At 71.7% G+C, this 26228-nt stretch carries 25 protein-coding genes; 11 read left to right on the top strand and 14 right to left on the bottom strand.

Features of this window, described 5'->3' with window-relative positions; all coding sequences use genetic code 11:
• Positions 1 to 47: 47 nt before the first annotated feature.
• From ACZ5FU_RS01650 to mce, 5 genes are all read right to left on the bottom strand, one after another.
• Entirely contained in the window at positions 48 to 818 is a 771-nt protein-coding gene (locus ACZ5FU_RS01650) for an ABC transporter permease (protein WP_451525603.1), read from the bottom strand.
• 1 nt (position 819) lies between these two features.
• Entirely contained in the window at positions 820 to 1773 is a 954-nt protein-coding gene (locus ACZ5FU_RS01645; protein WP_451525604.1) for an ABC transporter ATP-binding protein, read from the bottom strand.
• A 118-nt stretch (positions 1774 to 1891) separates the two neighbouring features.
• Complete coding sequence (locus ACZ5FU_RS01640; RefSeq protein ID WP_451525605.1) at positions 1892 to 2827, bottom strand: coiled-coil domain-containing protein; 936 nt, start codon at positions 2825 to 2827, stop codon at positions 1892 to 1894.
• 242 nt (positions 2828 to 3069) lie between these two features.
• Complete coding sequence (gene scy / locus ACZ5FU_RS01635) at positions 3070 to 6951, bottom strand: polarized growth protein Scy (protein ID WP_451775614.1); 3882 nt, start codon at positions 6949 to 6951, stop codon at positions 3070 to 3072.
• Between the two features lie 236 nt (positions 6952 to 7187).
• Positions 7188 to 7628, bottom strand: a complete 441-nt coding sequence (mce, locus tag ACZ5FU_RS01630; RefSeq protein WP_366057064.1) for a methylmalonyl-CoA epimerase — start codon at positions 7626 to 7628, stop codon at positions 7188 to 7190.
• 150 nt (positions 7629 to 7778) lie between these two features.
• On the opposite strand from mce, the gene ACZ5FU_RS01625 reads away from it, so the two are divergent.
• Both ACZ5FU_RS01625 and meaB read left to right on the top strand, forming a co-directional pair.
• Positions 7779 to 8981 carry an acetyl-CoA C-acetyltransferase gene (locus tag ACZ5FU_RS01625; RefSeq protein ID WP_451525607.1) on the top strand — a complete coding sequence of 401 codons (1203 nt, stop codon included), beginning with the start codon at positions 7779 to 7781 and terminating at the stop codon, positions 8979 to 8981.
• 46 nt (positions 8982 to 9027) lie between these two features.
• Entirely contained in the window at positions 9028 to 9987 is a 960-nt protein-coding gene (gene meaB, locus ACZ5FU_RS01620; protein ID WP_451525608.1) for a methylmalonyl Co-A mutase-associated GTPase MeaB, read from the top strand.
• 391 nt (positions 9988 to 10378) lie between these two features.
• Here the strand turns inward: meaB and ACZ5FU_RS01615 are convergent, their stop codons facing one another.
• The 4 genes from ACZ5FU_RS01615 to ACZ5FU_RS01600 form a co-directional block, all read right to left on the bottom strand.
• A complete protein-coding gene (locus ACZ5FU_RS01615; protein ID WP_451525609.1) occupies positions 10379 to 10855 on the bottom strand; it encodes a MarR family winged helix-turn-helix transcriptional regulator in 477 nt (158 codons plus the stop codon).
• Positions 10856 to 10947: 92 nt separating this feature from the next.
• Positions 10948 to 11700 (bottom strand): AIM24 family protein, encoded by a 753-nt coding sequence (locus ACZ5FU_RS01610; protein WP_451525669.1) that lies wholly within the window; start codon positions 11698 to 11700, stop codon positions 10948 to 10950.
• 38 nt (positions 11701 to 11738) lie between these two features.
• Positions 11739 to 12389, bottom strand: coding sequence for an AIM24 family protein (locus tag ACZ5FU_RS01605; protein WP_451525610.1), 651 nt, complete (start codon positions 12387 to 12389; stop codon positions 11739 to 11741).
• Position 12390: 1 nt separating this feature from the next.
• The gene (locus ACZ5FU_RS01600; protein ID WP_451525670.1) at positions 12391 to 13023 is read right to left on the bottom strand and encodes an AIM24 family protein; all 633 of its coding nucleotides are present in this window, start codon (positions 13021 to 13023) and stop codon (positions 12391 to 12393) included.
• A gap of 345 nt (positions 13024 to 13368) precedes the next feature.
• On the opposite strand from ACZ5FU_RS01600, the gene ACZ5FU_RS01595 reads away from it, so the two are divergent.
• Positions 13369 to 13716: a DUF3817 domain-containing protein gene (locus ACZ5FU_RS01595; RefSeq protein WP_451775617.1), complete on the top strand. Its 348-nt coding sequence runs from the start codon at positions 13369 to 13371 to the stop codon at positions 13714 to 13716.
• On the top strand, positions 13713 to 14015 hold the full coding sequence (locus ACZ5FU_RS01590; protein WP_468646602.1) for an MTH1187 family thiamine-binding protein: 303 nt from the start codon (positions 13713 to 13715) through the stop codon (positions 14013 to 14015). Before ACZ5FU_RS01595 ends, ACZ5FU_RS01590 begins: the two co-directional genes overlap by 4 nt.
• 27 nt (positions 14016 to 14042) lie before the next feature.
• On the opposite strand, the gene ACZ5FU_RS01585 is transcribed toward ACZ5FU_RS01590, so the two are convergent.
• The 3 genes from ACZ5FU_RS01585 to ACZ5FU_RS01575 are packed head-to-tail and all read right to left on the bottom strand — an operon-like array spanning position 14043 to position 16140.
• Positions 14043 to 14714: a TetR/AcrR family transcriptional regulator gene (locus ACZ5FU_RS01585; RefSeq protein WP_451775619.1), complete on the bottom strand. Its 672-nt coding sequence runs from the start codon at positions 14712 to 14714 to the stop codon at positions 14043 to 14045.
• Entirely contained in the window at positions 14711 to 15391 is a 681-nt protein-coding gene (locus ACZ5FU_RS01580; protein ID WP_451525614.1) for a DUF4166 domain-containing protein, read from the bottom strand. Before ACZ5FU_RS01580 ends, ACZ5FU_RS01585 begins: the two co-directional genes overlap by 4 nt.
• Positions 15388 to 16140, bottom strand: a complete 753-nt coding sequence (locus ACZ5FU_RS01575; RefSeq protein WP_469044171.1) for a hypothetical protein — start codon at positions 16138 to 16140, stop codon at positions 15388 to 15390. The genes ACZ5FU_RS01580 and ACZ5FU_RS01575 overlap by 4 nt, the downstream gene beginning before the upstream one ends.
• Positions 16141 to 16502: 362 nt before the next feature.
• Between ACZ5FU_RS01575 and ACZ5FU_RS01570 the strand changes: the two genes are divergently transcribed.
• The 3 genes from ACZ5FU_RS01570 to ACZ5FU_RS01560 all read left to right on the top strand — a co-directional run bounded on the left by ACZ5FU_RS01570 (position 16503) and on the right by ACZ5FU_RS01560 (position 19193).
• A complete protein-coding gene (locus ACZ5FU_RS01570) occupies positions 16503 to 17012 on the top strand; it encodes a MarR family winged helix-turn-helix transcriptional regulator (protein WP_451525616.1) in 510 nt (169 codons plus the stop codon).
• A gap of 66 nt (positions 17013 to 17078) precedes the next feature.
• Complete coding sequence (locus tag ACZ5FU_RS01565) at positions 17079 to 17417, top strand: DUF3817 domain-containing protein (protein WP_451525617.1); 339 nt, start codon at positions 17079 to 17081, stop codon at positions 17415 to 17417.
• A gap of 75 nt (positions 17418 to 17492) precedes the next feature.
• Positions 17493 to 19193, top strand: a complete 1701-nt coding sequence (locus ACZ5FU_RS01560; RefSeq protein WP_451525618.1) for an acyl-CoA mutase large subunit family protein — start codon at positions 17493 to 17495, stop codon at positions 19191 to 19193.
• A 132-nt stretch (positions 19194 to 19325) separates the two neighbouring features.
• On the opposite strand, the gene ACZ5FU_RS01555 is transcribed toward ACZ5FU_RS01560, so the two are convergent.
• Complete coding sequence (locus ACZ5FU_RS01555) at positions 19326 to 19967, bottom strand: TetR/AcrR family transcriptional regulator (RefSeq protein ID WP_451525619.1); 642 nt, start codon at positions 19965 to 19967, stop codon at positions 19326 to 19328.
• A gap of 223 nt (positions 19968 to 20190) precedes the next feature.
• Between ACZ5FU_RS01555 and ACZ5FU_RS01550 the strand changes: the two genes are divergently transcribed.
• The 4 genes from ACZ5FU_RS01550 (at position 20191) to ACZ5FU_RS01535 (ending at position 24597) form a co-directional block, all read left to right on the top strand.
• Positions 20191 to 21165 (top strand): tetratricopeptide repeat protein, encoded by a 975-nt coding sequence (locus tag ACZ5FU_RS01550; protein ID WP_451525620.1) that lies wholly within the window; start codon positions 20191 to 20193, stop codon positions 21163 to 21165.
• Positions 21166 to 21862: 697 nt separating this feature from the next.
• A complete protein-coding gene (locus ACZ5FU_RS01545; protein ID WP_451525621.1) occupies positions 21863 to 22444 on the top strand; it encodes a DUF6230 family protein in 582 nt (193 codons plus the stop codon).
• Between the two features lie 145 nt (positions 22445 to 22589).
• Positions 22590 to 23201 (top strand): DUF6114 domain-containing protein, encoded by a 612-nt coding sequence (locus tag ACZ5FU_RS01540; protein WP_469044102.1) that lies wholly within the window; start codon positions 22590 to 22592, stop codon positions 23199 to 23201.
• A complete protein-coding gene (locus tag ACZ5FU_RS01535; protein WP_469044101.1) occupies positions 23191 to 24597 on the top strand; it encodes a hypothetical protein in 1407 nt (468 codons plus the stop codon). The genes ACZ5FU_RS01540 and ACZ5FU_RS01535 overlap by 11 nt, the downstream gene beginning before the upstream one ends.
• Before the next feature lie 125 nt (positions 24598 to 24722).
• On the opposite strand, the gene pyk is transcribed toward ACZ5FU_RS01535, so the two are convergent.
• On the bottom strand, positions 24723 to 26153 hold the full coding sequence (gene pyk, locus ACZ5FU_RS01530) for a pyruvate kinase (protein WP_451525624.1): 1431 nt from the start codon (positions 26151 to 26153) through the stop codon (positions 24723 to 24725).
• Between the last annotated feature and the right edge of the window lie 75 nt (positions 26154 to 26228).

Raw genomic sequence — 26228 nt, 5'->3', positions numbered from 1 at the left:
ATCGAGGCGCTGACGGTTCCGCTCAAATCAAAGTAAAGCCCAGAGCTTCACGCATCGCGTTTCCTCAGCAGCAGGTACCCGCCCGCGAGCGCCGCCGCCACCCAGGCCGCCATGATCGCCAGCCCGCCCCAGGGACCGTACGGGGTGTCGTCGTCGAGCGGGGTGACCACCTGCATGATCCTGCTGCCGGCCTGGTCGGGCAGGTACTGGCCGACCTTCTTCGTCGCGTCGACGTTGCCCAGGATCTGCGAGATCAGGAAGAAGAACGGCATCAGGATGCCCAGCGACAGCATCGGCGAGCGCAGCATCACGGCCACGCCCATCGAGAACATCGCGATCAGCGTCATGTAGAGGCCGCCGCCGATCACCGCCCGCAGCACACCGCTGTCGCCGATCGACGCCTTGAGGTCGCCGAGCATGGCCTGCCCGAGGAAGAACGCGGCGAAGCTGGTCGCCATCCCGACGACCAGCGCGAGCCCGGTCGCCACCGCGATCTTGCCGAACAGGAAGGTGCCCCGCTGCGGCACCGCCGCCAGCGAGGTGCGGATCATGCCCGTGCTGTACTCGTTGGAGACCACGAGCACCCCGAACACGATCATCGCGAGCTGGCCGAGACTCATCCCGGCGAAACTGATGAACGTCGGGTCGAAGGAGAGCCGGTCGCCCCGGCTCATGTCGTCGAACTGGTTGTTCGACAGCGCCGAGATCAGCATGCCGAGGGCGATGGTGACCACCACGGCGAGGGACAGCGTCCACACGGTGGACGCCACGGAACGGATCTTCGTCCACTCCGAACGGATGACCTGGGTCGCCGCCATCTCAGTCCTTCCTCCGTCCGGCGCCCCACGGCTGCTGCTCCAGGGGGGCGCCGCTGTGCGCGTGGTACTCGACCGACTCCGCGGTCAGCTGCATGAACGCCTCCTCCAGGGAGGCCCGCTGGGGACTCAGCTCGTGCAGCACGAGCTGGTGCCGCGCGGCCAGCTCACCGATGCGCTCCGACTTGTCCCCGTCCACCTCCAGCACCTCGCCGCCGCTCTCCACGACGGTGATCCCGGCCTCGTGCAGCACGTCCAGCAGCCGCTCCCGCTGCGGGGTGCGGACACGGACGTACGCGCGTGAGTTCTGGGCGATGAAGTCGGCCATCGAGGTGTCGGCGAGCAGCCGGCCCTGACCGATGACGACGAGGTGGTCGGCGGTCAGCGCCATCTCGCTCATCAGATGGGAGGAGACGAACACCGTCCGGCCCTGCGCGGCGAGCGATTTCATCAGGTTGCGGATCCAGTGGATGCCCTCGGGGTCGAGGCCGTTGACCGGCTCGTCGAACATGAGGATCCGCGGATCGCCGAGCAACGCGCCCGCGATGCCCAGCCGCTGCCCCATGCCCAGCGAGAACCCCTTGGCCTTCTTCCTCGCCACCGACGTCAGACCGACGGTCTCCAGCACCTCGTGCACCCGGCCGGTGGGGATGCCGTTGCTCTGCGCCAGGCAGAGCAGGTGGTGGAAGGCGCTGCGCCCGCCGTGCATCGCCTTGGCGTCGAGGAGGGCGCCGATGTACTTCAGCGGGTCCCTGAGCCGGTCGTAGCGCTGTCCGTCGATGCGGACGTCCCCGGCGGTCGGCCGGTCGAGGCCGAGCATCATCCGCATGGTGGTGGACTTCCCGGCACCGTTGGGACCGAGGAAGCCCGTGACGATGCCCGGTCTGACCGTGAAGGTCAGGTTGTTGACCGCCACTTTCTCGCCGTACCGCTTGGTCAGGCCCTCGAGCTCGATCATGCGGCCACGCTAGGGCCGGCGCGGGGCCGGTGCCAACCCCGGCGGGCGAACGGCGGCCCGAGCCGACGTGAAAGGGACGGTGGGACCCGGTCCCACCGTCCCCCCTCACCTTCGGCGACTACCGGGTCTGCTGCGCCGGCACACCGCGGGAGATCGGCTCGTCCTCGGCCGGGGAGCCGGCCGCGGCCACCGCGGCGCCCGTGAGGGTGGCGAGCATCTCGCGCACGTTCGTCAGCTGGGCGTTGATCGAGTCGCGGCGGTTGGTGAGAGCCGCCAGCTCGCGCTCCGATTCCGAACGGATGCGGTCGGCCTTGGCGTTCGCGTCGGCCACGATGTCCTCGGCCTGGCGCTGCGCCGTCTCGACGGTCTGACGGGCCCGGCGCTCGGCGTCCGTGCGCAGCTTCTCCGCCTCCAGACGCAGCTGCTCCGCGCGGTGCTCGATCTCCGCGAGGCGCTTCTCCGCCTTCTGCTGGCGCGAGGCCAGGTCGCGCTCGGACTGCTCGCGGCGCTTGGCGAGGTTCGTCTCGAAGTCGGCGGCGGCCTGCGCGGCCTTGGCGCGGGTCTCCTCGAAGAGGGCGTCGGCCTCCTCGCGCTTGGACTGCGCGTCCTTCTGGGCCTCGGAACGCAGCTGCACCGCGTCGCTCTTGGCCTTCTCGATGACCCGGACACCCTCGTCCTCGGCCTTGGCCTTGCGCTCCGCGGCGAACGTCTCCGCGTCGTTGCGGACCTGCTGGGCCGCGGACTCGGCCAGCTCACGGTGCTGCTCGGCCGCGCGGCGGGCCTCGTCGCGCAGGTCCTTGGCCTCCTCCTCGGCGAGGCGGAGGATCTTCTCGACACGCGCGCCGAGACCGGCGTACGACGGCTCGGCGTCGCTCACCTGGGCCTGGGCGTTCTGGGTCTCGAGGTGGAGCTCCTCGATGCGCTTTTCCAGAGCAGTGATACGGGCCAGAGCGCTGTCACGGTCGGAGACGAGCTTCGAGATGCGTTCGTCCACCTGAGCGCGGTCGTATCCACGCCGCACAAGCTCGAAGCCGTAGGGGGAAGTGTCGCTCATGGGGTTCCTGTCGAATGAGACCGGTGAGGTGATAAGGGGAATCCTAGGGGCCGAAGCGGTGTGTCATCGAGCGGATGCGCGTTTGATACGGAGAATGAGACCCCTTTCGGGTGGCTGAGCGGCAGGGGCCTTGCGGAAGACCGGGGCAAATGCCCCGGACCTCCACGCAACACCCCGCTCGGCCGGGGCCTGTCCGGTACCGCTCGGCCAGGGCCTGTCCGGTGTGACCCACCGGCCAGGTCCTAGTGGTCCGAGGACTTGCCGCCCGACCGGGGAGCACCCACCGTCGCACCCGCCCTGACGCCGCCGTCCTTGTTCCCCGGCGGGGCCTCGAAGGACTCCAGCGCCTCCAGCACGTCCTGGACGCGCGAGATCTCGGCGTTGATGTCCTCGCGCCGCCGCACCAGGACCTCCAGCTCGCGCTTGCCCTCCTCGACCGTGCGCCGCGCCTCGCGGATCGCCTCGGCCTTCAGCTCCTCGGCCTCGCGGACCAGCGTGGCCTTCTTCTGCTCGGCCTCCTTGAGCAGCCCCTCGGCCTTCTTCACGGCGGCGATCCGGACCTTGCCGGCCTCCGAGTTCGCCTCCGACACCAGTTCCTTGGCCTTCGCCTGGGCCTTGCCGAGCTGCTCCTCGGCCGCCTTGATGAGCGCGTCGCAGCGGTCGCCGGTCGACCGCATCGTCTCGGCGGCCTCACGGCGGGCCCGCTCGTGCAGCTCCTCGATCTCGGAGGTGATGCGGTCGCGCAGCTCCTCCGCCCGCTCCCTGATGGCGGTCGCGTCCCGGCGGGCACCGACGAGCAGCTCGTCCGCGTCCGTACGGGCCTTCTCCACCCGCGAGTTGCCCTCGATCGTCGCCTCGGAGACGAGCCGCTCGGCCTCGGAACGGGCCGCGCCGACCATCGTGTCCGCCTGCGCCTCCGCCTCCGCGGTGGTCTTCAGCGCCTGCTGCTGCGCCTCGGCGAGCAGCTTGTCCGCCTCGGCGGCGGTCTCCGTGATGAGCGTGTCGACCTGCTCGGCGGCCTCGGAACGCCGCTTGTTGGCCTCCTTGCGGGCCTCGTCGAGCGTCGAGTCCGCCTCGTCGCGGGCCACGCTCAGCATGCGGTCGGCCTCCGCCGCCGCCTCCCGCTTGACCCGCTCGGCCTCGACACGCACCCGCTCGGCGTGCTGGCGCGCGGAGCCCACCGCCTCGGCGGCCTCGGCGCGCAGCCGCTCCGCGTCGCCGGAGGCGTCCCCGATGAGCTTCTCCGCCTTCGCCACCGACTCGGCGCGCAGCCGCTCGGCCTCCGCGGCCGTCTCCGTCTGGAGCCGCTCGGCCTCGGCGATGGTCTCGGTCTGGAGCCGCTCCGCCTCGGAACGGGCCTCCGTGATGAGGGTGTCGGCCTGCGTCGCCGCGTCCGACCGGATGCGGTTGGCGTCGTCACGGGCGTCCGCCCGGGTGCGCGACGCGTCCTGCTCGGCCTGCGCGATGGTGTCGGAGGCCTCCGTGCGCACCCGCTGGGCGTGCGCGGACGCCTCCGAACGCAGCCGCTCGGCCTCCGCGACGGCGTCGCCGACGGTCCGCTCGGCCAGCGCGCGGGCGGCCTCGCTCTCCTCGCCCGCCTCGCGCCGCAGCCGGCTCGCGTCCTCCGCGGCCCGCTCCCGCTCGGAGTAGGCGTCGGCGCGGACCCGGTCCGCCTCCTCCTCGGCCTCCCTGCGGGTACGGTCCGCCGCGTGCTCGGCGGCCGAGCGCAGCCCGGTGATCTCGTCCTGCGCCTGCTCGTGCAGCCCGGCCACGGAGTCCCGTACCTGCTGCGCGTGCTGCTCGGCCGCCGACACCGTCTCGGTGGCCCGCCGGTCGGCCTCCTCCACCAGCCGTACGGCCTCCGCCTGGGCGTCCTCCACGCGCTTGCGCGCCGACGCCAGCAGTTCCTCGCTCTGCTCGCGGGTCCGCTCCCGCTCCTGGTCGGCCTCCTGGCGGGCGGTGCCGAGATAGTCCTCGGCCTCGCGGCGGCGCCGGGCGGCCTCCTCCTGGGCGGCGGCCAGCGTCTCGGACGCCTCGGCGGCCAGCCGCTCGGCGGCGGCCTGCGCCTCCGCGCGCATCCGGTCGGCGGTCTCCTGCGCCTCGGTCCGCAGCCGCTCCGCCTCCGCGGCGGCCTCCGACCGCAGCCGTACGGCGACGGACTCGCCCTCGGCCCGCGAGGCGGCCGCGTCCGCGGCGGCCTCGGTGCGCAGCCGCTCGGCCTCGGTCTCGGCCTGCTGCTGGAGGGTACGGATCCGTTCGGCGGCCTCGCCGCGCAGCCGTTCGGTCTCCTCGGCGGCCTCGCGGCGGATCCGCGCGGCCTCCTCACGGGCGTCGCCGAGCGCCTCCTCGGCGGCGGCGAGCCGGGTCTCCGCCTCGGTGTGCAGCCGGGTCAGTTCCTCGGCGGCCTCCGCCTGCCGCGCCTCGACGGCGCGTTCGGCCTCCTCGCGCAGGGCGAGCGCGGCCCGCTCGGCGTCGGCCGTGATGCCCTCGGCCTGCTCGGTGGCCTCGGCCCGGTGCCGTTCGGCCTCCTGGCGGGTGCGCTCCAGGGTCTCCTCGGCCTGCCGGCGCAGCGTGGTGGCCCGTTCGATGGCCTCCGTGCGGACCTTCTCGCTGTCCGCGGTGGCCTTCTGACGCAGCTCGTCGGCGTCCTGACGGGCCTTCGCCAGCAGTTCCTCGGCGGTCCTGGCCGCCTCCTCGATCTGCTGGACGGCCTCCTTGCGGGCCTCCGCGCGGATCTTCTCGCCCTCGGCGACCGCGTCGGCGCGCAGCTGCTCGGCCTCGCCGCGCAGCCGGCGGGCCTCCTCCTGGAGCTCGACCGTCTTGGCCCGGTACTCCTTGGTGTCGTCCTTCGCCGCGCCCTTGAGCTCCGCGGCGATGTCGTGCGCCTCCGCGCGCAGCCGGTCGGCCTCGGTCTCCGCCTCCCGGCGGATCCGCTCGGCCTCCTCGGCGGCGGCCTTCGTGGTGCGCCGCGCGTCCTCCTGCGCCTTGTTGAGGACGTCCTCGGCGGTCTTGGCTGCCTTCGACAGCTGGGTGGCGCTCTCCTCGGCGGTGAGCGTGCGGGCCTTCTCGGCGGCCTCGGCGAGGACCTTCTCGGCCTCGGCGCGGGCGTCGGCGACGAGCTGCTCGGCGTCCGCCTTGGTGGCCTCCGCCTCCTTGGTGGCCTCGCTGACCAGCCGGGCGACCTGCTCCTTGGCCGTACGGGTGCGCTGCTCGTTGGTCGACTCGGCGCCGGCCAGGGCCTTCTCGGCGGTGCTCCTGGCCTCCGCGACGACCTTCTCGGCCTCGGACTGCGCCTTGCGCAGCGCCTCCTCCGCCTCGGCCATGCGCTGCTCGGCGGTCCGGCTCAGCTCGGTCGCGTGGCGGCGGGCCGCGTCGGCCTCGGTGGCCGTGGAGCTGCGCAGCGCCTCGGCGTGCTCGGTGGCCTCCTGGGCCTGGGTGGAGGCGGCGTTCAGCAGGCGCTCGGCGTCCGTGCGGGCGCGGCGCAGCAGCTGCTCGGCCTCGGCGCGGGCCGACTCGGCCTCGCTCTGGAGCCGCTGGCGGGCCTCCGCGGTGACCCGTTCGGCCTCGGCGCGCGCGGCGGCCATCGCCTGCTCGGCCTCGGCGCGCGACTCCTCCAGGAGACGGCGGGCCTGGGACTCGCTGCGGGCCCGCAGCTGCTCGGCCCACGCCACGTTCTCGTTGACGTGCGACTCGACGGTCTGCCGGCGCTCGGCCAGCTCCTGGTCGAGCTGCTGGCGCCGGGTCACCGCCTCCTGGTGCAGCTCCGCCTGGAGCCGGGCCGCCTGTTCGGCGTGCTCCTGGAGGATGCGCTGGGTCTGCGAACGGGCCTGGCTCAGCTCCCGCTCGGCGTCCGCGCGCAACTGGTCGGCCTGCATCTGCGCGTTGCGCAGCAACTGTTCGGCCTGATAGCCGAGGTCCCCGCCGTCGAAGGAGGGCCGGGACATGATGGTGCGCCGCGCCTCGTGCAACTTGGCGCGCAGCACCTCGACCTGGTAGCCGAGATCCTCGGCGTGCTGGATCGCCTTTTCCCGCTCGGTCTTCAGCCGTTTCATCTCGGCTTCGAACCGAGTGAGGTGGTCGACGTCAGCCGCCGGCTCCCGCTCCTGGCTCTCGTAGCCCCGCACTGCGCGGTCCCATCCGTCCCCTGGTCGCAAGCTTCTCCGTACGAGCTCCGTCCATCCGCCGGACGGGGCCCCCGGGGAATGGTGTCAGATCAACGGCGGAGCACGGGCTGGCGCCCCGACGCTCGTCCCCCGAAACCCGGACCCCGGACGGGTCCTGCCGACATGACGGCAGGACACCGGTCGCCCTGGCTGGAGCGGCGACCGACCCCAACCCTACCGGCCCATATGTACGAGGGTCAGTGCTCAGGTGACTCAACGGGGGCCGATGTGACCAGTTCTGTCAGGACTCCGTGGCAATCCTTCGGGTGGAGGAAGGTGATTCGTGACCCCATGGAGCCGCGCCGGGGCTCTTCGTACAGCACCCGTACGCCCTTGTCGCGGATGTCCGCGGAGTCCGCGTCGACGTCCGCCGTGCCGAAGGCGATGTGGTGGACGCCCTCGCCGTTCTTGGCGAGCCACTTCGCGACGGTGGAGTCCTCCCGGGTCGGTTCCAGGAGCTGGAGGTACGAGGCGCCGCCGTCGGACGTATCGTTGATCTTGAGCATGGCCTCGCGGACGCCCTGCTCCTCGTTGATCTCGGAGTGGAACACCTCGAAGCCGTACGTCGCCCGGTAGAACTCGACGGTGGCGTCGAGGTCGTGGCAGGCGATCCCGATGTGGTCGATTCGCGTCAGCATGGTGTCAGTGCAACGCGGCGGAGGTGGTTACGCAACGTGCGCGCGATCACACCGACGGCCCGATGACGGGTGAAGTACCGGTCAGTACATTCGAAGTAAACCCTCGTTCACTCCTCGGCCCGTGCAAGGCCGGTAAGGGGATCGCAGCTCATGACTGGAACCAACAGCACGACCTCGGTGATCGTCGCGGGTGCCCGTACGCCCATGGGACGGTTGCTGGGCTCGCTGAAGTCCTTCTCCGGAGCCGACCTCGGCGGCTTCGCGATCAAGGCCGCCCTCGACCGTGCGGGGATCGGCGGCGACCAGGTGCAGTACGTGATCATGGGCCAGGTGCTCCAGGCCGGCGCGGGCCAGATCCCGGCCCGGCAGGCCGCGGTCAAGGCCGGCATCCCCATGAACGTCCCGGCGCTCACCGTCAACAAGGTGTGCCTGTCGGGTCTCGACGCGATCGCGCTGGCCGACCAGCTGATCCGCGCGGGTGAGTTCGACATCGTCGTGGCGGGCGGCCAGGAGTCCATGACCAACGCCCCCCACCTGCTGCCGAAGTCGCGCGAGGGCTTCAAGTACGGGGCGATCGAGATGCTCGACGCGATGGCCCACGACGGGCTGACCGACGCCTTCGAGAACATCGCCATGGGCGAGTCCACCGAGAAGCACAACACGCGCCTCGGCATCGCCCGTCCCGAGCAGGACGAGATCGCCGCCCTGTCCCACCAGCGGGCCGCCGCCGCGCAGAAGAACGGCCTGTTCGAGGCCGAGATCACGCCGGTGGAGATCCCGCAGCGCAAGGGTGAGCCGGTCGTCTTCAGCAAGGACGAGGGCATCCGCCCCGAGACCACCGCCGAGTCGCTCGGCAAGCTGCGTCCCGCCTTCGCCGAGGACGGCACCATCACCGCCGGCTCCGCCTCGCAGATCTCCGACGGCGCCGCGGCCGTGGTCGTCATGAGCAAGGCCAAGGCGCAGGAACTGGGCCTGGAGTGGATCGCCGAGATCGGCGCCCACGGCAATGTGGCCGGTCCGGACAACTCGCTCCAGTCGCAGCCGTCCAACGCCATCCTGCACGCCCTGAAGAAGGACGGCCTGGAGGTCTCCGACCTCGACCTCGTCGAGATCAACGAGGCCTTCGCCGCCGTGGCGGTGCAGTCGATGAAGGACCTCGGGGTGTCCACGGACAAGGTGAACGTCAACGGCGGCGCCATCGCCCTCGGCCACCCCATCGGCATGTCCGGCGCCCGGCTCGTGCTGCACCTGGCCCTGGAGCTGAAGCGGCGGGGCGGCGGCGTCGGCGCGGCCGCGCTGTGCGGCGGCGGAGGCCAGGGGGACGCACTGATCGTGCGGGTACCCAAGGCCTGAGTTCCCTGTACGGCCTCACGTACGTCATTACCCGAACGGAGTTGTGATGCAGGACGTCTCCTCGCTGGTCGCCCAGGCCAGGGAAGGCCGACCCCGGGCCGTGGCCCGGCTGATCTCCCTGGTGGAGGGGGCGTCGCCGCAGCTCAGGGAGGTCATGGCGGCGCTGGCCCCGCTGACCGGCAACGCCTTCGTGGTGGGCCTGACCGGCTCGCCCGGCGTCGGCAAGTCGACGTCCACCTCCGCGCTGGTCACGGCGTACCGCAAGCAGGGCAGACGAGTCGGCGTCCTGGCGGTCGACCCGTCCTCGCCGTTCTCCGGCGGCGCCCTGCTCGGCGACCGCGTCCGGATGTCGGAGCACGCCTCCGACCCCGGCGTCTACATCCGCTCCATGGCCACCCGCGGGCACCTCGGCGGTCTGGCCTGGGCGGCCCCGCAGGCCATCCGCGTGCTCGACGCGGCGGGCTGCGAGGTGATCCTCGTGGAGACGGTCGGCGTCGGCCAGTCCGAGGTCGAGATCGCCTCCCAGGCCGACACCAGCGTGGTCCTGCTGGCCCCCGGCATGGGCGACGGCATCCAGGCCGCCAAGGCGGGAATCCTGGAGATCGGCGACGTGTACGTCGTCAACAAGGCCGACCGCGACGGGGCCGACGCCACCGCCCGCGAGCTGAACCACATGCTGGGCCTCGGCGAGTCCCGCGCCCCCGGCGACTGGCGCCCGCCGATCGTGAAGACGGTCGCCGCCCGCGCCGAGGGCGTCGACGAGGTCGTCGAGGCGCTGGAGAAGCACCGCGCGTGGATGGAGGAGCACGGCGTCCTCGCCGAGCGCCGCCGGGCCCGCGCGGCCCGCGAGGTGGAGACGATCGCCGTGACGGCGCTGCGCGAGCGCATCGGCGACCTGCACGGCGACCGCCGTCTCGACGCGCTCGCGGAGCGGATCGTCGCCGGCGAACTGGACCCGTACCGGGCGGCCGACGAACTGGTGACGGGACTGACCCAGGCGCGGTGAGGCCCAGGGGCGCCGGCGCGCCCCACGGGCGGCCCGGCGGCCCGTCCGCGGCCTTCGCGGCGCCCTGCGCCCGTGACCCGCCCTGTACACCGCGCCGGACCCCGCCGTGCCCGTCGTGCCCGCCGCTGTCGTGCCCGATGTGTCCGCCTCCGCGCCCGCCTCTCGCCGCGGCCCGGCGCCCTGGAGCACGGCCCGTGGTGTCCGGCGCGCCCGCCGCGCCCGCCGGGGCCTGCGCGCCCCCTCCTCGGGCCCGGCCCGCGAGGAGCGGCGGCCGGGCCGGCGGACGTACCGCCCCGGCCTCGCCGGTGCGCCGTCGGTCCCCCTCGAAAGTCCCGGACGGACGGAGGGCGGAACCCCGTTCGGGTTCCGCCCTCCGTCCGTCCGGCCCCGCTCAGGGGCGTCCCCGCTGCTCGCGGAGGTGACCCGCGATGGGTGTCAGGGCCTTGTCGAGCTCCGCCAGGGCCTCGGGGGAGAGCAGGTCGATGAAGTGCCGGCGCACGGACGCCACGTGGTGGGGCGCCACCTTCCGCATCGTCTCCATGCCGTGGTCGGTGAGGACGGCGAACAGACCTCGGCGGTCGGACTCGCAGTTCTCGCGGCGCACCAGCTGGGCGTTCTCCATACGGGTGATCTGGTGCGAGAGCCGGCTCTTGGACTGGAGGGTCGCGGACGCGAGGTCGCTCATCCTCATCCGGACGTCCTCCGACTCGGACAGATTCACCAGGATCTCGTAGTCGTTCATGGTCAGCCCGAACGGCTGAAGATCCTTTTCGAGCTGGTACGTCAACAGCCTGTTGACCTCCAGATGGGTGCGCCAGGCGCACTGCTCCGCCTCGGTCAGCCAGCGCGTGGCCGTGTCGGTCTCCATAAGTGAAGTCTACCTAAAATGTTGAAATGCGAACTAGTAAGGGTGGTGTGACAGTGCGCACGCGTTCGACGTCACACTCCGCAGACTACCGCTCACAGCCCGAAGCGACGTTGGAGGTCACCCAGCTGTCCGGGAAGGCGCGGTGCGCCCGCTTGACCTCCGAAGCCGCCCGGCCCGCCACCGCCGGGCACCCCCGGCTCGGATGGGACCGCTCCCGTGGCCTGCTCGGCCATGAGGGTCTCGGTGGACTGCAGCAGCACCGTGCCGGCGCCCACGAACTCGAACTGGTGCTCCTCCCCGGAGGCCCCGCCCAGGCCCGTCAGCGCACGTAGGCCGCCCATCACGCCCGTCATGTACCCGTGGTCGTAGTGGTGGCACGGGGACGGGCAGTCGGCCCAGCCGACGAGTGCCTGCGGGTCCACCCGGATCGGGGGTTCCATGAACACCACCGGGCCGTTGGACGCGGCGACGAACTTGCCGGTTCCGATCAGTGTCAGAAAACCCGGAACGATCGACTGCTTGAGTGCGAGAGTTGGCTGAAAAGCGAGCAGATTGCCCGAGCGAATGGTCAGGTTGCCGTCTTCGAGGTCGTACGAATTCACGTCGAAGGCCCGGTCGGCGAGGAGCATCTTGCCCGAGCCCTCCGCCACGACCCAGTCGCTCGCGTGCAGAGGCGAATGGAACGACGTGCGCATCAGACGGTCCAGCCGGCCGTGCCCGACGCCGTTGAAGTCGATCGAGCCGTAGTAGGCGATCATCTTCCCCTTCTGCAGGAACCACTGACTCCCCTTCAGTTCCACGCAGAAGGTGTACGCGTTCACGTTGTCGTCGGCCGGCAGGGTCATGGGGTCGAAGACGGTGGGGCCGGCGCCCGGGTGGGTGGTCACAGCTTCTCCTCCGACGCCTGGACGTACACCGTGCCGCTGCCGCTCAGCTCCAGCTGGAACGCCTCACCAGAACCGCGGCCCACCATGTCCCGCCAGCCCAGGGCGGTCGACAGCTTGTTGCGCACGTCGCCGTGGTGGGCGACGTAGGCCTGCGGGTCGACGTGGACCGGGCGCTGGGGGGTGATGGGGACCTCGAAGACGCCGCCGTGGGCCATCACGGCGACCGAGCCGTGGCCCGCCAGCGTCGTGGTGAACAGGCCCTGGCCGCTGACCTGGCCGCGGACCATGCCCATGACGCCGCCCTGGGAACCCAGGAACACGGTGCCCTGCCGCAGGGTGCCCTCGAAGGCGAGGAGGCGGTCCGCCTCGACGTGGAGCGTCTCACCGGTGAGGTGGACGATCTGGACGTGGTGGCCGCCGTGTCCGAACAGGACCGTGCCGCTGCCCTCGACGGACATCAGGGGCGTGTCCTCGTTCGCCAGGCGGCGGCCGATCATCGACATCACACCGCCCTGACCGCCCTGCGTGTTCGGGGTGAAGGACACCTCGCCCCGGTAGGCGAGCATCGCGCCGCGCTGACTGAACAGGCGCCGGCCGGGCACCACGGTCGCCTCGACCATCTTGGAGTTGATCTCGCGGAAGGACATGTCACACGTCCCCCGCGATCGTGTTCCGCTCGCTGGGCTGGACGTACACCAGGCCGTTCCCCTCGAAGCGGATCTGGAAGGCCTCGCCGCCGCCCTCGCCCATCATGGTGCGGAACGTCACACCGGACTGGAAGGACTGCCGGACGTCGCCCTGATGGGCGACGTACGCCCCCGGGTCGACGGTCAGCGGGAACTGCGGGCTCACCCGGAGCACCACCGCCGGACCGTCCGAGGTGATCGCCGCCTGGCCGTGTCCCTCGACGGTCGTCGTGAACAGTCCGTTGCCCTGCGAGGCGCCGCGCAGGCCGGTGAAGGACGTGCCCGTCCTCAGCCCCGCGTCCGTCGCGAGCAGATTGCTCGACTCCACGTACAGCTTGTCCCCCTGGAGGCTCACGAGGTTGATCTCGGAGGCGCGGTCCGCGAACCAGCAGGTCCCCTGTCCCCGCACCTCCATCACGGTCATCTGCTCGCCGGTGAGTCGCCGGGTCACCATCCCCCGCAGCCCCTCGCCGCCGCCGCTCATCTTCTTGAAGGCCATCTGCCCGTCGTACGCGACCATCGAGCCGTTCTTCGCCTTGACGGCGTCCCCGGTCATGTCGACGGCGAGCACCTTGCTGCCTTGGAGTCGAAACATCGCCACGCTGCGAAGGTAGCCCCTGGGGCGCCGTGCCGACAGGGTCTCCGGGTGGAGATCGTCCCTGAATGGACCCTTAGGGTCCGTCGTGCGGATCGCGCAGGGCGCGCGGGGGGCCGGCCCGGTCCCCGGGGGAGGTCGCCCGCAGTCCGTCCGGCGCCGAACCGCCGCGAGCCGCCGCGCACGAGCCCCGGGCGCCGTCGGCCGCGCCCCGCCGTACCCCGCCCGGCCCCCGCCGTACCCCGCCCGGCTCTCCGTCGCGTCCGTTTGCCACAATGGGCGCACGCTTGTGCGTGCGTTCACAAGCGACCGGATCAGCGCCGCATCTCCCACCGAAGGTGACCCGTGGACCTCAAGACAGCCTCCGCCCTCCGTCGACTCCGTCTGGTCTCCGGGCCCGAGGCGGTCTCGTTCCTGCTGCTGCTCGTCTGCTCGGTGCTCAAGCGCACCACCGACTTCAACGCGGTGCCGGTGATGGGCGCGCTCCACGGCCTGCTGTTCGTGCTGTACGTGATCTTCTGGGCGGACGCCTGGAACCGAGCCAGGTGGCCCCTGGGCACCGCCGCCCTCTACTTCGTCCTCTCGGTCCTGCCGACCGGCGGCTTCTTCGCCGAGCGCAGGCTCCGCCGCGAGGCCGAGGACGCGGTCATCGCCTCCCGCGCCCGGCGCGAGGGCGTGGTGGAGGCGTCGTGATCGTCGCCTTCTCCGTCACCCCGCTCGGCGTCGGCGAGGACGTCGGGGAGTACGTCGCCGACGCCGTCCGGGTGGTCCGCGAGTCTGGTCTGCCCCACCGCACTGACGCCATGTTCACGTCTGTCGAGGGCGAGTGGGACGAGGTCATGGACGTCGTCAAGCGGGCCGTCGCGGCGGTCGAGGCGCGGGCGCCGCGCGTCTCCCTGGTCCTCAAGGCCGACATCCGCCCCGGCGTGACGGACGGCCTCACGTCGAAGGTGGAGACCGTCGAGCGGCACCTCGCCCCGCGGGGGGAGTAGCCGGGGGCCGGCCCGCGCGGGCCGGTCTCACCGCTTCCCGGACGCCCGCCGCAGATACTGCCGCACCGCCCGCTGGGCCACCGGCCCCAGCTCCTCCAGCGCGCCCACCAGCAGCCCGAGCCGCTCCAGCGCGTCCAGCGCCGACGCGGCGCCCGCGCCGTCCGCCCCCTCGTACAGCTCGATGCCGACGAACGAGGCGGCGACCGCGCGGGCCAGCCCGGCGGGGTCCGTGAACTCGCGGAACGGGGTTCCCGCCAGCACCCGCTCCAGCACCCTCTCGATCTCCACGATCCACAGGTCGAGTCCCGCCGCCGTGGCCGGGCCGAGCGCGGCGTGGGTCTGCGCGCCGGCCAGCAACTGGCCCAGCAGCATCACCCGGCCCCCCGTCCGCTCCCCCTCGTGGATCTCCCTCCCGAGGGCGAGCAGTTCGGCCAGCGAGCCGACCGCCGCGAAACGGTCCCGGTAACGCGCCACCGACCGCTCCGCGCCGTACCGGCAGGCCGCCGCGAGCAGTTCGTCCACCGAGCCGAAGTGGTAGAAGACCAAGGCCTGGTTGACCCCGGCGGCCGCCGCGACCGTACGGGCCGACGTCTTCGCGATGCCCTGCTCGGTGAGCGTGCGCAGCGTCCCGTCCAGCAGCTTCGTCCTCGTCTCCAGGGACCTGGCGGTCTCCGCGGACCTGGCGGTCTCCGGGGTCACGCGCGGGCCTCCTCGCGCACCGGTCGCAGTCCGGGCCGCACGCCGTGGGCGCGGACGTCCGTGTACGTGGCGGTGAAGGAGCCCTCGTACCCGAACAGCGGGCCGGCGTACCGGTTCACCACCCGCACGCGGATCCGGAACCGGTCCGTCGTGTCGTCGTACGACTCCCGCACCTCCGCCCGCGCCCCGATCAGTTCCGGTACGCGCGCGTCGACCAGGCCCTCCCGGAACCGGTGGGTGCCCGAGCGGATCAGCAGGGAGCCGTCCGGTTCGGCGTGGAAGTGCAGGTCGGTGGCGAGGTGCTGATGGGTGCCCAGGTAGTCGAGGACGCGGTCGCCCCTCGGGCCGAGCACCATCTGGGCGTCGAAGCGGCGGGCCCGGCCGGGCAGGTCGAAGGTGCGCACGAAGCTCACCGTCTCACGTCCGAAGGAATCGGTGTACGGCACGTTCTCGATGACGAACGGCACCGCGCGTCCCGTGCGCGGGACGAGGATGTTGCGGGTGCCGCCCAGCGCCAGGAACGGCTTCACGAACACCCCGCCGTGCCAGATGCGGTCCATCACGCCCCGGCCCGTGCAGGCCTCCCCGCTCGCCAGCCCCACCGAGAAGCGGCGTCGCAGCTGCGGGTGCAGACGGTCGAAGCCGGCTCCCATCGCGGTGCGGAAGATCGAGGTCATCGCGGTTCCTCCAGGGTGCGCAGGAGACGGGGCGCACGCGCGCGTGCCGGTGGGGTGCGCAGGCAGCGGCGGGCGGCCGGGGTGCGGGCGAGGGGCGGGGTGAACAGGGCGAGGCAGACCACGACGCTCAGCAGCAGGGGGAGCAGGTACGCCGCCGACGCGGCGAACGGCCCCAGGAGGCGCAGGAAGGACTCCCACCCCAGGCCCGTGCAGGCGACGGTGACGGCGAGGGCGCGGACGGTCAGCTCCGCGAGCCAGTTGCGCAGGGCGCGCTCCGGTGTGACGCCCCGCTCCAGCCACAGCCGCAGCCGGTCGAAGGACCACGCCGTCGCCCAGCCCATCAGCGGACGGAACACCAGCCGGTCGGCGAGCGCGCCGAAGGCGCCCCACCGGGGGCGGTAGTCGTAGCCGGTGAGGAAGCGGACGCCGTCGCCGTCGGGGACGTAGCGCCAGTAGCCGCTGCCCTCGGCGAGCGGGGAGAGCGGGTGCGGGGAGGCGAAGCGCAGGGCGGAGGTGCGGGTGCCGTCGGGGCGCTCGCGTTCGCCCGCCGAGACGCCCGTGCCCGCGACGGTCAGGAACGGCAGCACGCGCGTGGCGTACCGGAACCGTTGTGGCTCGCCCTCCGCGCGCGGGAGGTGGGCGATCTCGGTGAAACGCAGGTCCCAGCGCTGGTGGAGCGCCGGGTCCTGGGTGCGTGCCCACAGGTCGTCCAGATCGGCGCGGACGCGTGCCTCGACGTAGAGCCCCATGCGAATCCCCCCGGATCGGGACGGTGTTGAGCGAACGCTCAACACTCCCGGGTGAAGGTACACCTGTTTGAGCGGTCGCTCAAACAGGTGGTGGCGCACGGGAGTTGCGGGTCTCCGTGGACGGCCGGCCCTCCCCGGGGGCGATCGAGTCCCCTCCCGGGGACGGGCGGGCGCGCGGGGTGAAGGGGTGGGGCGGCGGGAGCGGGCGGGCGGGGGCGGCTCCCTGTGCGGCCTCCGTGCGGCTCCCCCGGCGGTGGCCGCCGCCGGCACGGCCCCCCGCGGCGCGGCGCGGCCCGGCCCCGGTGGACCGAGGGTCGAGACGGGGCTGACCGCGATATGACCGACGGGTAGGGTCTGGTGCCGTGCCGAAGCCGTCCAGCCTTTCCTTCGACCCCATCGCCCGCGCCGACGAGCTCTGGAAGCGGCGCTGGGGAAGCGTCCCGTCCATGGCCGCGATCACCTCGATCATGCGCGCCCACCAGATCCTCCTCGCCGAGGTCGACGCGGTCGTCAAGCCGTACGGGCTGACCTTCGCGCGCTACGAGGCCCTGGTGCTGCTCACCTTCTCCAAGGAGGGGGAGCTGACGATGTCGAAGATCGGCGAACGGCTCCAGGTGCACCCCACCTCCGTGACGAACACCGTCGACCGCCTGGTGAGATCCGGTCTCGTCGCCAAGCGCCCCAACCCCAACGACGGTCGCGGCACCCTCGCCACCATCACCGACAAGGGCCGCGAGGTCGTCGAGGCGGCCACCCGCGACCTGATGGCCATGGACTTCGGCCTCGGCGTGTACGACGCCGAGGAGTGCGCGGAGATCTTCGCGATGCTGCGCCCCCTGCGCGTCGCGGCCCACGACTTCGACGAGGACTGAGACGGGGCCGGGCGCGGGGGTGCCCCGGGGCAAGATCGCCCGGAAAGCCTGGTTACGCTCGACGGCATGAAGAAGAGCGTGTTGACCCGCTACCGCGTCATGGCCTACGTCACCGGTGTGCTCCTGGTCCTGCTGTGCCTGTGCATGATCGGCAAGTACGTCCTGGACCTGAGCGGTGCCGCGGACGCCACCCGTGTCGTCTCCATCGCGCACGGCTGGCTCTACGTCGTCTACCTCGTCTTCGCCTTCGACCTGGGCTCCAAGGCCAGGTGGCCGGTCCGCAAGCAGCTCTGGGTGCTGCTGGCCGGGACCGTCCCGACGGCCGCCTTCTTCGTCGAGCGGAACATCACGCGCGAGCTGGAGGCCAGGGCCGCCGAGGAGACGCCGGCGGCCGCCCGGGCGTAAGCCGGAACGGCCGTACGCGGGCGTACGGCCGTCTCCCATCGACATGTACTAGGACGTCCTAGTAAATTCGATCGCATGGACGCTGACGCCATCGAGGAAGGCCGCCGACGCTGGCAGGCCCGGTACGACGCCGCGCGCAAGCGCGACGCAGACTTCACCACGCTCTCCGGCGATCCCGTGGAGCCGGTGTACGGGCCCCGGCCCGGCGACGCCTACGAGGGCTTCGAGCGGATCGGCTGGCCCGGGGAGTACCCCTACACCCGCGGGCTGTACCCGACCGGCTACCGGGGGCGCACCTGGACCATCCGGCAGTTCGCCGGGTTCGGGAACGCCGAGCAGACCAACGAGCGCTACAAGATGATCCTCGCCAACGGCGGCGGGGGCCTCTCCGTGGCCTTCGACATGCCGACGCTGATGGGCCGCGACTCCGACGACCCGCGCTCGCTCGGCGAGGTCGGGCACTGCGGGGTCGCCATCGACTCCGCGGCCGACATGGAGGTGCTGTTCAAGGACATCCCCCTCGGGGACGTCACCACCTCGATGACCATCAGCGGGCCGGCCGTGCCGGTCTTCTGCATGTACCTGGTCGCCGCCGAACGGCAGGGCGTCGACCCGGCCGTCCTCAACGGCACCCTCCAGACGGACATCTTCAAGGAGTACATCGCGCAGAAGGAGTGGCTCTTCCAGCCCGAGCCCCACCTGCGCCTCATCGGCGACCTCATGGAGCACTGCGCCGCCGGCATCCCCGCCTACAAGCCGCTCTCCGTCTCCGGCTACCACATCCGCGAGGCCGGCTCGACGGCCGCGCAGGAGCTGGCGTACACGCTGGCGGACGGCTTCGGGTACGTCGAACTGGGGCTGAGCCGCGGGCTGGACGTCGACGTGTTCGCTCCCGGCCTGTCCTTCTTCTTCGACGCGCACCTCGACTTCTTCGAGGAGATCGCCAAGTTCCGGGCCGCGCGCAGGATCTGGGCCCGGTGGATGCGGGACGTCTACGGGGCGAAGTCGGAGAAGGCGCAGTGGCTGCGGTTCCACACGCAGACCGCCGGCGTCTCCCTGACCGCCCAGCAGCCGTACAACAACGTGGTGCGTACGGCCGTGGAGGCGCTCGCCGCCGTGCTCGGGGGCACCAACTCGCTGCACACCAACGCCCTGGACGAGACCCTCGCGCTGCCCTCGGAGCAGGCGGCCGAGATCGCGCTGCGCACCCAGCAGGTGCTGATGGAGGAGACCGGCGTCGCCAACGTCGCGGACCCCCTGGGCGGTTCCTGGTACGTCGAGCAGCTGACCGACCGCATCGAGGCCGACGCCGAGAAGATCTTCGAGCGGATCAAGGAGCGGGGACTGCGGGCGCACCCCGACGGACGGCACCCGATCGGGCCCGTCACCTCCGGGATCCTGCGGGGCATCGAGGACGGCTGGTTCACCGGGGAGATCGCGGAGTCCGCGTTCCGGTACCAGCAGGCGCTGGAGAAGGGCGAGAAGCGGGTCGTCGGCGTCAACGCGCACACCGGATCGGTGACCGGGGACCTGGAGATCCTGCGGGTCAGCCACGAGGTGGAGCGGGAGCAGGTGCGGACGCTGGGCGCCCGCCGCGCCGGCCGTGACGAGCCGGCCGTGCGGACCGCGCTGGACGCCATGCTGGCGGCCGCGCGGGACGGGTCCAACATGATCGGGCCGATGCTGGACGCGGTGCGGGCGGAGGCGACGCTGGGGGAGATCTGCGGGGTGCTGCGGGAGGAGTGGGGGGTGTACACGGAACCCCCGGGGTTCTAGGACGGCTTTCCGGGGGCGGTCGGCGGGGGGTTGCTCCTGGCCGGCCGCCCCTTTTCCTTTGCCGACGGCTCTCCGGGGACTCCCGCGGACTCCTCGGGACTTCCGGACTCCGGGCAAGGAGAAGGGGCGTCCTCAGTCGCCGGACGGGCCGGCGCCGGCGAGGGACCCCGCCAGGCCGTGCAGCAGCAGCCGGGTGAAGGCCCGCACCCATTCCTCGTCCGCCGGCTCCGCGCTGACCAGGGTGCGGTGGACCACCGCACCCGCGACCACGTCGAAGATCAGGTCGATCGTGCGGGCCGCCTCCGCCGGGTCCGTCTCCGGCGGGAGCTCCCCCCTGGCCTGCGCGCGGGCCCGGCCCTCCAGGACCAGGACCTTCTGCGGGTCGACGACGGAGGCCCGGATGCGTTCGCGCAGGGCGTCGTCGCGGGTGGACTCCGCGACCACCGCCATCAGGCCGCTCCTGGCCTCCGGGCGGGCGAGGATCGCCGCGAACTGCAGGACCACGCCCTCGACGTCGGCGGCCAGACTGCCCCGGTCGGGGAGTTCGAGTTCGTCGAAGAGCTCCGCGACCGCGTCCACGACCAGTTCGTTCTTGCCCGACCAGCGGCGGTAGAGCGTCGTCTTGGCCACCCCGGCCCGGGTCGCCACGTCCCCCAGCGTGAGCTTGGACCAGCCGAGTTCGACCAGCGCCTGCCGGGTCGCCGACAGGATCGCGGTGTCGGCGGCGGCGCTGCGCGGACGTCCGGTACGGCTGGCTGGCGTGCGGCTCTGCATCCTCCGACCATATCCGGCCCCCTCCGGCCGGTTCCGTGCGGTCGTGAGGGAGATCACCGGGACGGGGCGGCGGGAAGGGCCCCCGCGGCATTACGCTACGACCCGTAGCGAAAACTCGTGAACGGACGTACGCGAGTCGCGGCCGGACGGCGCGGGGTGGGGACCCCGGCGTTCGTGTCCGACCGCTTTTCACGCACACCCGCGGACGGGGGAGGATAGACGCATGCAGCCACGGAACATGTCCATGAGCGGAGTCGTCGACCTCGCCGCGGTGAAGGCGGCCCAGGAGGCCAAGGCGAAGGCGGAGCAGACCCGGGCCGAGGCCGCCCGGCAGGGCGGGACGGGGGCGGTGTCGCCCGCGGACCTCGTCATCGACGTCGACGAGGCCGGGTTCGAGCGGGACGTCCTCCAGCGGTCCGCCGAGGTCCCGGTCGTCATCGACTTCTGGGCCGAGTGGTGCCAGCCCTGCAAGCAGCTCAGCCCGGTGCTGGAGCGGCTCGCCGTCGAGTACGACGGGCGGTTCCTGCTCGCCAAGATCGACGTCGACGCCAACCAGATGCTGATGCAGCAGTTCGGGGTGCAGGGCATCCCGGCCGTCTTCGCCGTCGTCGCGGGGCAGGCGCTGCCGCTCTTCCAGGGGGCCGCCGACGAGACGCAGATCCGCCAGACGCTCGACCAGCTCGTACAGGTCGCCGAGCAGCGCTTCGGCCTGACCGGCCTCACCGTCGACCCCGAGGCCCGGCCGGGCGAGCGGGCGGAGGCCGCCGAGACGCCGGCCGGCCCCCACGACGCCCTGCTGGAGGCCGCCGTACAGGCGCTGGACGCGGGGGACTTCGGCGGGGCGGTGCGCGCGTACCAGAACGTGCTGACCGACGACCCCGGCAACACCGAGGCCAAACTCGGCCTCGCGCAGGCGGAGTTGCTGCACCGGGTGCAGGAGATGGACCCGCAGCGGGTGCGCCGGGAGGCCGCCGACAAGCCGGGCGACGCGCGGGCGCAGATCGCCGCCGCCGACCTCGACCTGGTGGGTGGACACGTCGAGGACGCCTTCGGGCGGCTCATCGACACCGTGGCCCGCACGGCCGGTGACGAACGGGACGCCGCGCGACTGCGGCTGATCGAGCTGTTCGAGGTGGTCGGTCCCGACGACCCGCGGGTGGCGGCGGCGCGCAGGGCGCTGGCGCGCGCCCTCTTCTAGCGGGGTGGGCGCCCGGTTCTGACCAGTCGCTAAACATCGGAACCGGGGGCACCCGGGAGGGGAAGTTCAGCCGACACGGTTTCGCCGCGGCCGCGCTTTGCCAAATCTTGGCAATCGCGGCCGCTGTTACTGGCAGTAAGTCAGGGCCGTTGTTCTGTCGGATTATGTCCAGCGATCAACAGTTTTGTTCTGGGCATGGCTGCCACCGAGCGTCGCCGGTCGAGACCGGCGGGTCGTTGTTCGGTTATCCCGCCGTTACTAGCGAGTAACGAACCCCCTTGTGCGGGCGGCCGGAATGCACCACGATCGGCCACGCTCGGTCCGTTCCCGTACCCCGACAGCCGGTCGGGTCAACGGGTTTTCCTGGGTCCCCACCGAGCAGAGACGACGGCAGTGGCGTCGGCTCTTGGGCAGGGGGGTCTTCGCCGCGGCGAAGCCTGTCCAGCAAGGCCGTGCGTGATGTGTGTCAGGCGCGGCCAGTGGTTGTCGCTCGGGGGTGATCGCCGGTGATTCGGGCGCGGTTCGCGCCACCGAGTGCAGGCGCTCCCCTTCCCGAGGACGTAGCACTTCTCCCATCCCTGCCCGGCTGAGCCGCCGTTCGGGGGCTAGTCAGGGCCAGGAGATGTACGTCCGAGAAGGAGGAAATATGGAGTCCCAGGTGCGTGGCGGGACCAGATGGAAGCGGTTCGCTGTGGTCATGGTGCCCAGCGTCGCCGCCACGGCGTGCATAGGCGTCGCCCTCGCGCAGGGTGCGCTCGCCGCGTCGTTCAGCGTGTCGGGTCAGTCGTTCAAGGTCACCGCGGACAAGCTCGTCGGTACGGGCTTCTCGCAGTACGGCGCGATCGACTCGGGCTACACCCTCGACGGCAAGAAGACGGCTCACCCCGTCGCCGTCTCCGGGTTCAAGAGCGCGTCGATCACGAACATGTGCCAGTCCGTGGTCACGCCGAACATCCCGCTGCTCGGCTCGGTCAGCCTCACGCTGAAGGCCGGCGGTGGCGACACCCCGGTCCAGGCCGAGAACCTCTTCATCGACGTCGAGGACCTCGCGGCCGACGCGACGTTCAAGAACATCGACATCGGTGTGGCCGCCAAGGACCTGAAGAAGGGTCCCGGCATCAAGGACGGCGACACCGCGAACCCGTTCGGGTTCGCGCAGGAGGCCGAGTCGGCCGTCCTGACCGACGTGAAGCAGACGGCGTGGGCCACCACCGCCGGAACCTTCAAGCTCAGCGGCCTGAAGATGTCGCTGTCGACGGGTGTCAAGGAGTGCTACTAAGCACTCTCTGACGGGCGGGGGAGCCGGTGGCGCCCCCGCCCGTCCAGTCCCACCCGTCCGGACCGGAGGGCCCGCCCCGTCGTGAGCGCCGGTCGCACCCGCAGGACAACCACCACAGCAACGCCGCACCAGGGAGCTGTTTTCCATGAGCGCCGAGACCCCTGTCGCCCCCGGCCGGTTCGACCACGGGAGGCAGCAGTTCCGCGCCTGGCGGGGCACGAGGCCGTTCTGGGCCGGCCTGTTCGTTCTCATCAGCGGGCTCCCCATCGCCTACTTCCCGTACGCGCATCTCCAGATCGGTCACCTGACGCTGGCGATGGCCACCACCGCCGGCGCCGGCTCGCTGATCATCGGTGTGCTGCTGGTGGTGCTGGGCGTCAGCCTGTGGTTCCAGAAGCACGTACGGGTCTTCGCGGGCGTCGCGGCGATCCTGCTGGGACTGGTCTCCATCCCGGTGTCCAACCTCGGCGGCTTCCTCATCGGTTTCCTCTTCGCCCTGATCGGCGGAGCGATGGCCATCTCCTGGGCGCCGGGCGCACCGCCGGCGGAGCAGGCGCCGGGCAGCGGCCCGCACACGGGCACCACGCCCGCGGCCGCCTTCCCGCAGGGGACGGGAGCCGCCCCGGCGGACCCCACCGTGAACCCGTACAGCACGGGCCCGGCCTTCACCAAGGACGCCGGCGGCACGGACGAGCCGAACGAACTGTCAGGAACGAGCCCGGCGAACGGGGCGAACGGGAGGCACAGTGCCGGCTGACGAGGTGACCACCGGGAGCGGTGTGGACGCTGCCCGCGTGAGAACCGGGCCACGCCACGCGGCGCCCAAGAAGCCGCTGCTCACCAGGCTCCACATGCCGGCCGGCAAGGCGATAGCCCTGGCGGCCATGCCGACCGCGGTCCTCATGGGCATGGGGTTCACACCGACCCTCGCCAACGCCGAGGACCAGCCGGCGTCCAAGAGCCTCACCATCGACGAGTACAAGGACTGCGTCGCGGCCCTGGAGGACGCGCAGGACGCCTCCGCGTCCCCCTCGCCGTCCGCCTCGCAGAGCGCGGACGAGTCCGCGGACGACGCGAAGGACGACGCGAAGGACGACTCCGCGGCCGGTTCCCCGGACGAGGACACGGACGGCACGTCGGGCTCCTCCGGCGGCACGGGCGGTTCGGGCGGCTCCACTTCGCCGGATTCAGGTTCCGACGACGTGACCGAGCCCGCCCCGGCGGCCTCGCCCGCGGCCTCCGCGCCGCAGAAGGCCGAGACCTCCGGCGACACCGCGACGGCCGCCCCCTCGCCGTCGGAGACCGACAAGGACCTGCTGGAGAAGATCGGCGACACGCTCACCGATCTGCTCGACGGCAAGGACGCCGCCGGAACCGCCACCGCGAGCCCGACCCCGTCGGCCTCCGCGTCCGCCTCCCCGGGCACCGGCGACACGGGGACGGAGACGGGCTCCGGCTCGGACTCCGGCTCCGGCTCTGGCTCCGGTTCCGGCTCGGCCGGCTCCGGCAAGGACACCACCGACGCCGCCGGCGACACCGCGAAGGACACCGCCGACGAGGCGGGCGACGCGACGGCGGACACCGGGAAGAAGGCGGAGGAGAAGGCCGAGGACGCCGCCGAGGCGGCCGACGCCACCGCCTCGCCGAGCCCGTCCGAGAGCGCCACGACCGACGTGGACGACTGCCCGGTCGCCACCGAGGACGAGAGCGGCATCGACAACAAGACGCCGCTGCCGGACGACCCGTGGTACCTCAACGCCAGCTCGCTGCTCCTCAAGGGCGCCGACTACCAGGGCATCGTCGAGGTGAAGACGGCCAACGGGACCAGGAAGAAGGTCCTGAAGTACGTCATCTCCGAGGGCACCGACATCGGCGACCTGCATCAGACGGTCACCGACGAGCAGGCGGGCGTGACCTACCACGTCCAGGCCGGCCCGGGCACGATGTCGACCATCCGCAACGGTGACACGATCATGTACACCGAGAGCATCTCGGGGAACCTGTTCGGTCTGATCCCGGTGACGTTCGACCCGGAGAACCCGCCTCCGCTGAACATCCCGCTGATCTACTTCACCAAGGTCAAGGTCGTCCAGGCCGGCCAGTTCGGCGGAGACCTCCACATACCGGGGATGCACCTCTTCAACACGAAGTAACCGTCCCCCGCAGTCCCTTCCGGGAGCCGCACAACGCCTGAGGGCGCCCCCTGCACCAGGGGGCGCCCTCAGCGCCGTTCACACGGTGGCCGTTCGCACGGCGGCCGGCCGCGGGCCGGACCGGGTCAGTCGCGGGAGCCCTGGCCCAGGTGGTGGACGCGCACCATGTTGGTGGTGCCGGGGACGCCGGGGGGCGAGCCGGCGGTGATGACGACGACCTCACCCGGGTTGAAGCGGTTGAGCTTGAGGATCTCCTGGTCCACCAGCTCGACCATCTCGTCGGTGCTGTTCACGAACGGCACGATGTGCGACTCGACGCCCCAGCTGAGCGCCAGCTGGTTGCGGGTGCCCTCGTCGGTGGTGAAGGCGATGATCGGCTGGGTCGCGCGGTAGCGCGAGAGACGGCGGGCGGTGTCGCCGGACTGGGTGAACGCCACCAGGCCCCGGCCGCCGAGGAAGTCGGCGATCTCGCACGCGGCACGCGCGATCGAACCGCCCTGCGTGCGCGGCTTCTTGCCCGGCACGAGCGGCTGGAGGCCCTTGGAGAGCAGCTCCGTCTCGGCCGCGGCGACGATCTTCGACATCGTCTTCACGGTCTCGATCGGGTACGCGCCCACGCTCGACTCGGCGGACAGCATGACCGCGTCCGCGCCGTCCAGGATCGCGTTGGCCACGTCGGAGGCCTCGGCGCGGGTCGGACGGGAGTTGGTGATCATCGACTCCATCATCTGGGTCGCCACGATCACCGGCTTGGCGTTGCGGCGGCACAGCTCGATGAGCCGCTTCTGCACCATGGGGACCTTCTCGAGCGGGTACTCGACGGCCAGGTCGCCACGGGCGACCATCACGCCGTCGAACGCCATCACGACGTCCTCCATGTTCTCCACCGCCTGGGGCTTCTCCACCTTGGCGATGACGGGGACGCGACGGCCCTCCTCGTCCATGACGCGGTGCACGTCCTGGACGTCCTTGGCGTCGCGGACGAAGGACAGTGCGACCAGGTCGGCGCCCATGCGCAGCGCGAACCGCAGGTCCTCGATGTCCTTCTCGCTCAGCGCGGGCACGTTGACGGCCGTGCCGGGGAGGTTGATGCCCTTGTGGTCGGAGATGACACCGCCCTCGATGACGATCGTCCGCACCCGCGGGCCCTCGACGTCGAGGACCTTCAGCTCGACGTTGCCGTCGTTGATGAGGACCTGGTCGCCGCGCGAGACGTCGCCGGGCAGCCCCTTGTAGGTGGTGCCGCAGATCGTCTTGTCGCCGGGCACGTCGTCGGTGGTGATGGTGAACTCGTCACCGCGCACCAGCTCGACCGGGCCCTCGGCGAAGGTCTCGAGGCGGATCTTCGGGCCCTGGAGGTCGGCGAGGACACCGATGGACCGGCCGGTCTCCTTGGCGGCGGCCCGGACCCGGTCGTACCGGCCCTGGTGCTCGGCGTGCGAGCCGTGGCTGAAATTGAAGCGGGCCACGTTCATGCCGGCCTCGATCAGCGACACGAGCATGTCGTGGGAGTCGACCGCGGGGCCGAGAGTACAGACGATTTTCGAACGGCGCATGGGGCGATCCTATCGGTTTGTTTCGCTACGGAATATTCCGTCTGGCGGAAGATACAAATGGGCGGGAACGCGCTC

Source organism: Streptomyces sp. NPDC031554 (assembly GCF_055580685.1).
The sequence above is the reverse complement of the archived record's forward strand: the minus strand, read 5'-3'. Positions and strand labels throughout refer to the sequence as shown.

Excerpts from the sequence above, each read along its gene's own strand:
- ACZ5FU_RS01650 (WP_451525603.1), bottom strand. The coding sequence starts at position 818 with ATGGCGGCGACCCAGGTCATCCGTTCGGAGTGGACGAAGATCCGTTCC.
- ACZ5FU_RS01645 (WP_451525604.1), bottom strand. The coding sequence starts at position 1,773 with ATGATCGAGCTCGAGGGCCTGACCAAGCGGTACGGCGAGAAAGTGGCG.
- ACZ5FU_RS01640 (WP_451525605.1), bottom strand. The coding sequence starts at position 2,827 with ATGAGCGACACTTCCCCCTACGGCTTCGAGCTTGTGCGGCGTGGATAC.
- mce (WP_366057064.1), bottom strand. The coding sequence starts at position 7,628 with ATGCTGACGCGAATCGACCACATCGGGATCGCCTGCCACGACCTCGAC.
- ACZ5FU_RS01625 (WP_451525607.1), top strand. The coding sequence starts at position 7,779 with ATGACTGGAACCAACAGCACGACCTCGGTGATCGTCGCGGGTGCCCGT.
- meaB (WP_451525608.1), top strand. The coding sequence starts at position 9,028 with ATGCAGGACGTCTCCTCGCTGGTCGCCCAGGCCAGGGAAGGCCGACCC.
- ACZ5FU_RS01615 (WP_451525609.1), bottom strand. The coding sequence starts at position 10,855 with ATGGAGACCGACACGGCCACGCGCTGGCTGACCGAGGCGGAGCAGTGC.
- ACZ5FU_RS01610 (WP_451525669.1), bottom strand. The coding sequence starts at position 11,700 with ATGACCCTGCCGGCCGACGACAACGTGAACGCGTACACCTTCTGCGTG.
- ACZ5FU_RS01605 (WP_451525610.1), bottom strand. The coding sequence starts at position 12,389 with ATGTCCTTCCGCGAGATCAACTCCAAGATGGTCGAGGCGACCGTGGTG.
- ACZ5FU_RS01600 (WP_451525670.1), bottom strand. The coding sequence starts at position 13,023 with ATGTTTCGACTCCAAGGCAGCAAGGTGCTCGCCGTCGACATGACCGGG.
- ACZ5FU_RS01580 (WP_451525614.1), bottom strand. The coding sequence starts at position 15,391 with ATGACCTCGATCTTCCGCACCGCGATGGGAGCCGGCTTCGACCGTCTG.
- ACZ5FU_RS01575 (WP_469044171.1), bottom strand. The coding sequence starts at position 16,140 with ATGGGGCTCTACGTCGAGGCACGCGTCCGCGCCGATCTGGACGACCTG.
- ACZ5FU_RS01565 (WP_451525617.1), top strand. The coding sequence starts at position 17,079 with ATGAAGAAGAGCGTGTTGACCCGCTACCGCGTCATGGCCTACGTCACC.
- ACZ5FU_RS01560 (WP_451525618.1), top strand. The coding sequence starts at position 17,493 with ATGGACGCTGACGCCATCGAGGAAGGCCGCCGACGCTGGCAGGCCCGG.
- ACZ5FU_RS01555 (WP_451525619.1), bottom strand. The coding sequence starts at position 19,967 with ATGCAGAGCCGCACGCCAGCCAGCCGTACCGGACGTCCGCGCAGCGCC.
- ACZ5FU_RS01550 (WP_451525620.1), top strand. The coding sequence starts at position 20,191 with ATGCAGCCACGGAACATGTCCATGAGCGGAGTCGTCGACCTCGCCGCG.
- ACZ5FU_RS01545 (WP_451525621.1), top strand. The coding sequence starts at position 21,863 with ATGGTGCCCAGCGTCGCCGCCACGGCGTGCATAGGCGTCGCCCTCGCG.
- ACZ5FU_RS01540 (WP_469044102.1), top strand. The coding sequence starts at position 22,590 with ATGAGCGCCGAGACCCCTGTCGCCCCCGGCCGGTTCGACCACGGGAGG.
- pyk (WP_451525624.1), bottom strand. The coding sequence starts at position 26,153 with ATGCGCCGTTCGAAAATCGTCTGTACTCTCGGCCCCGCGGTCGACTCC.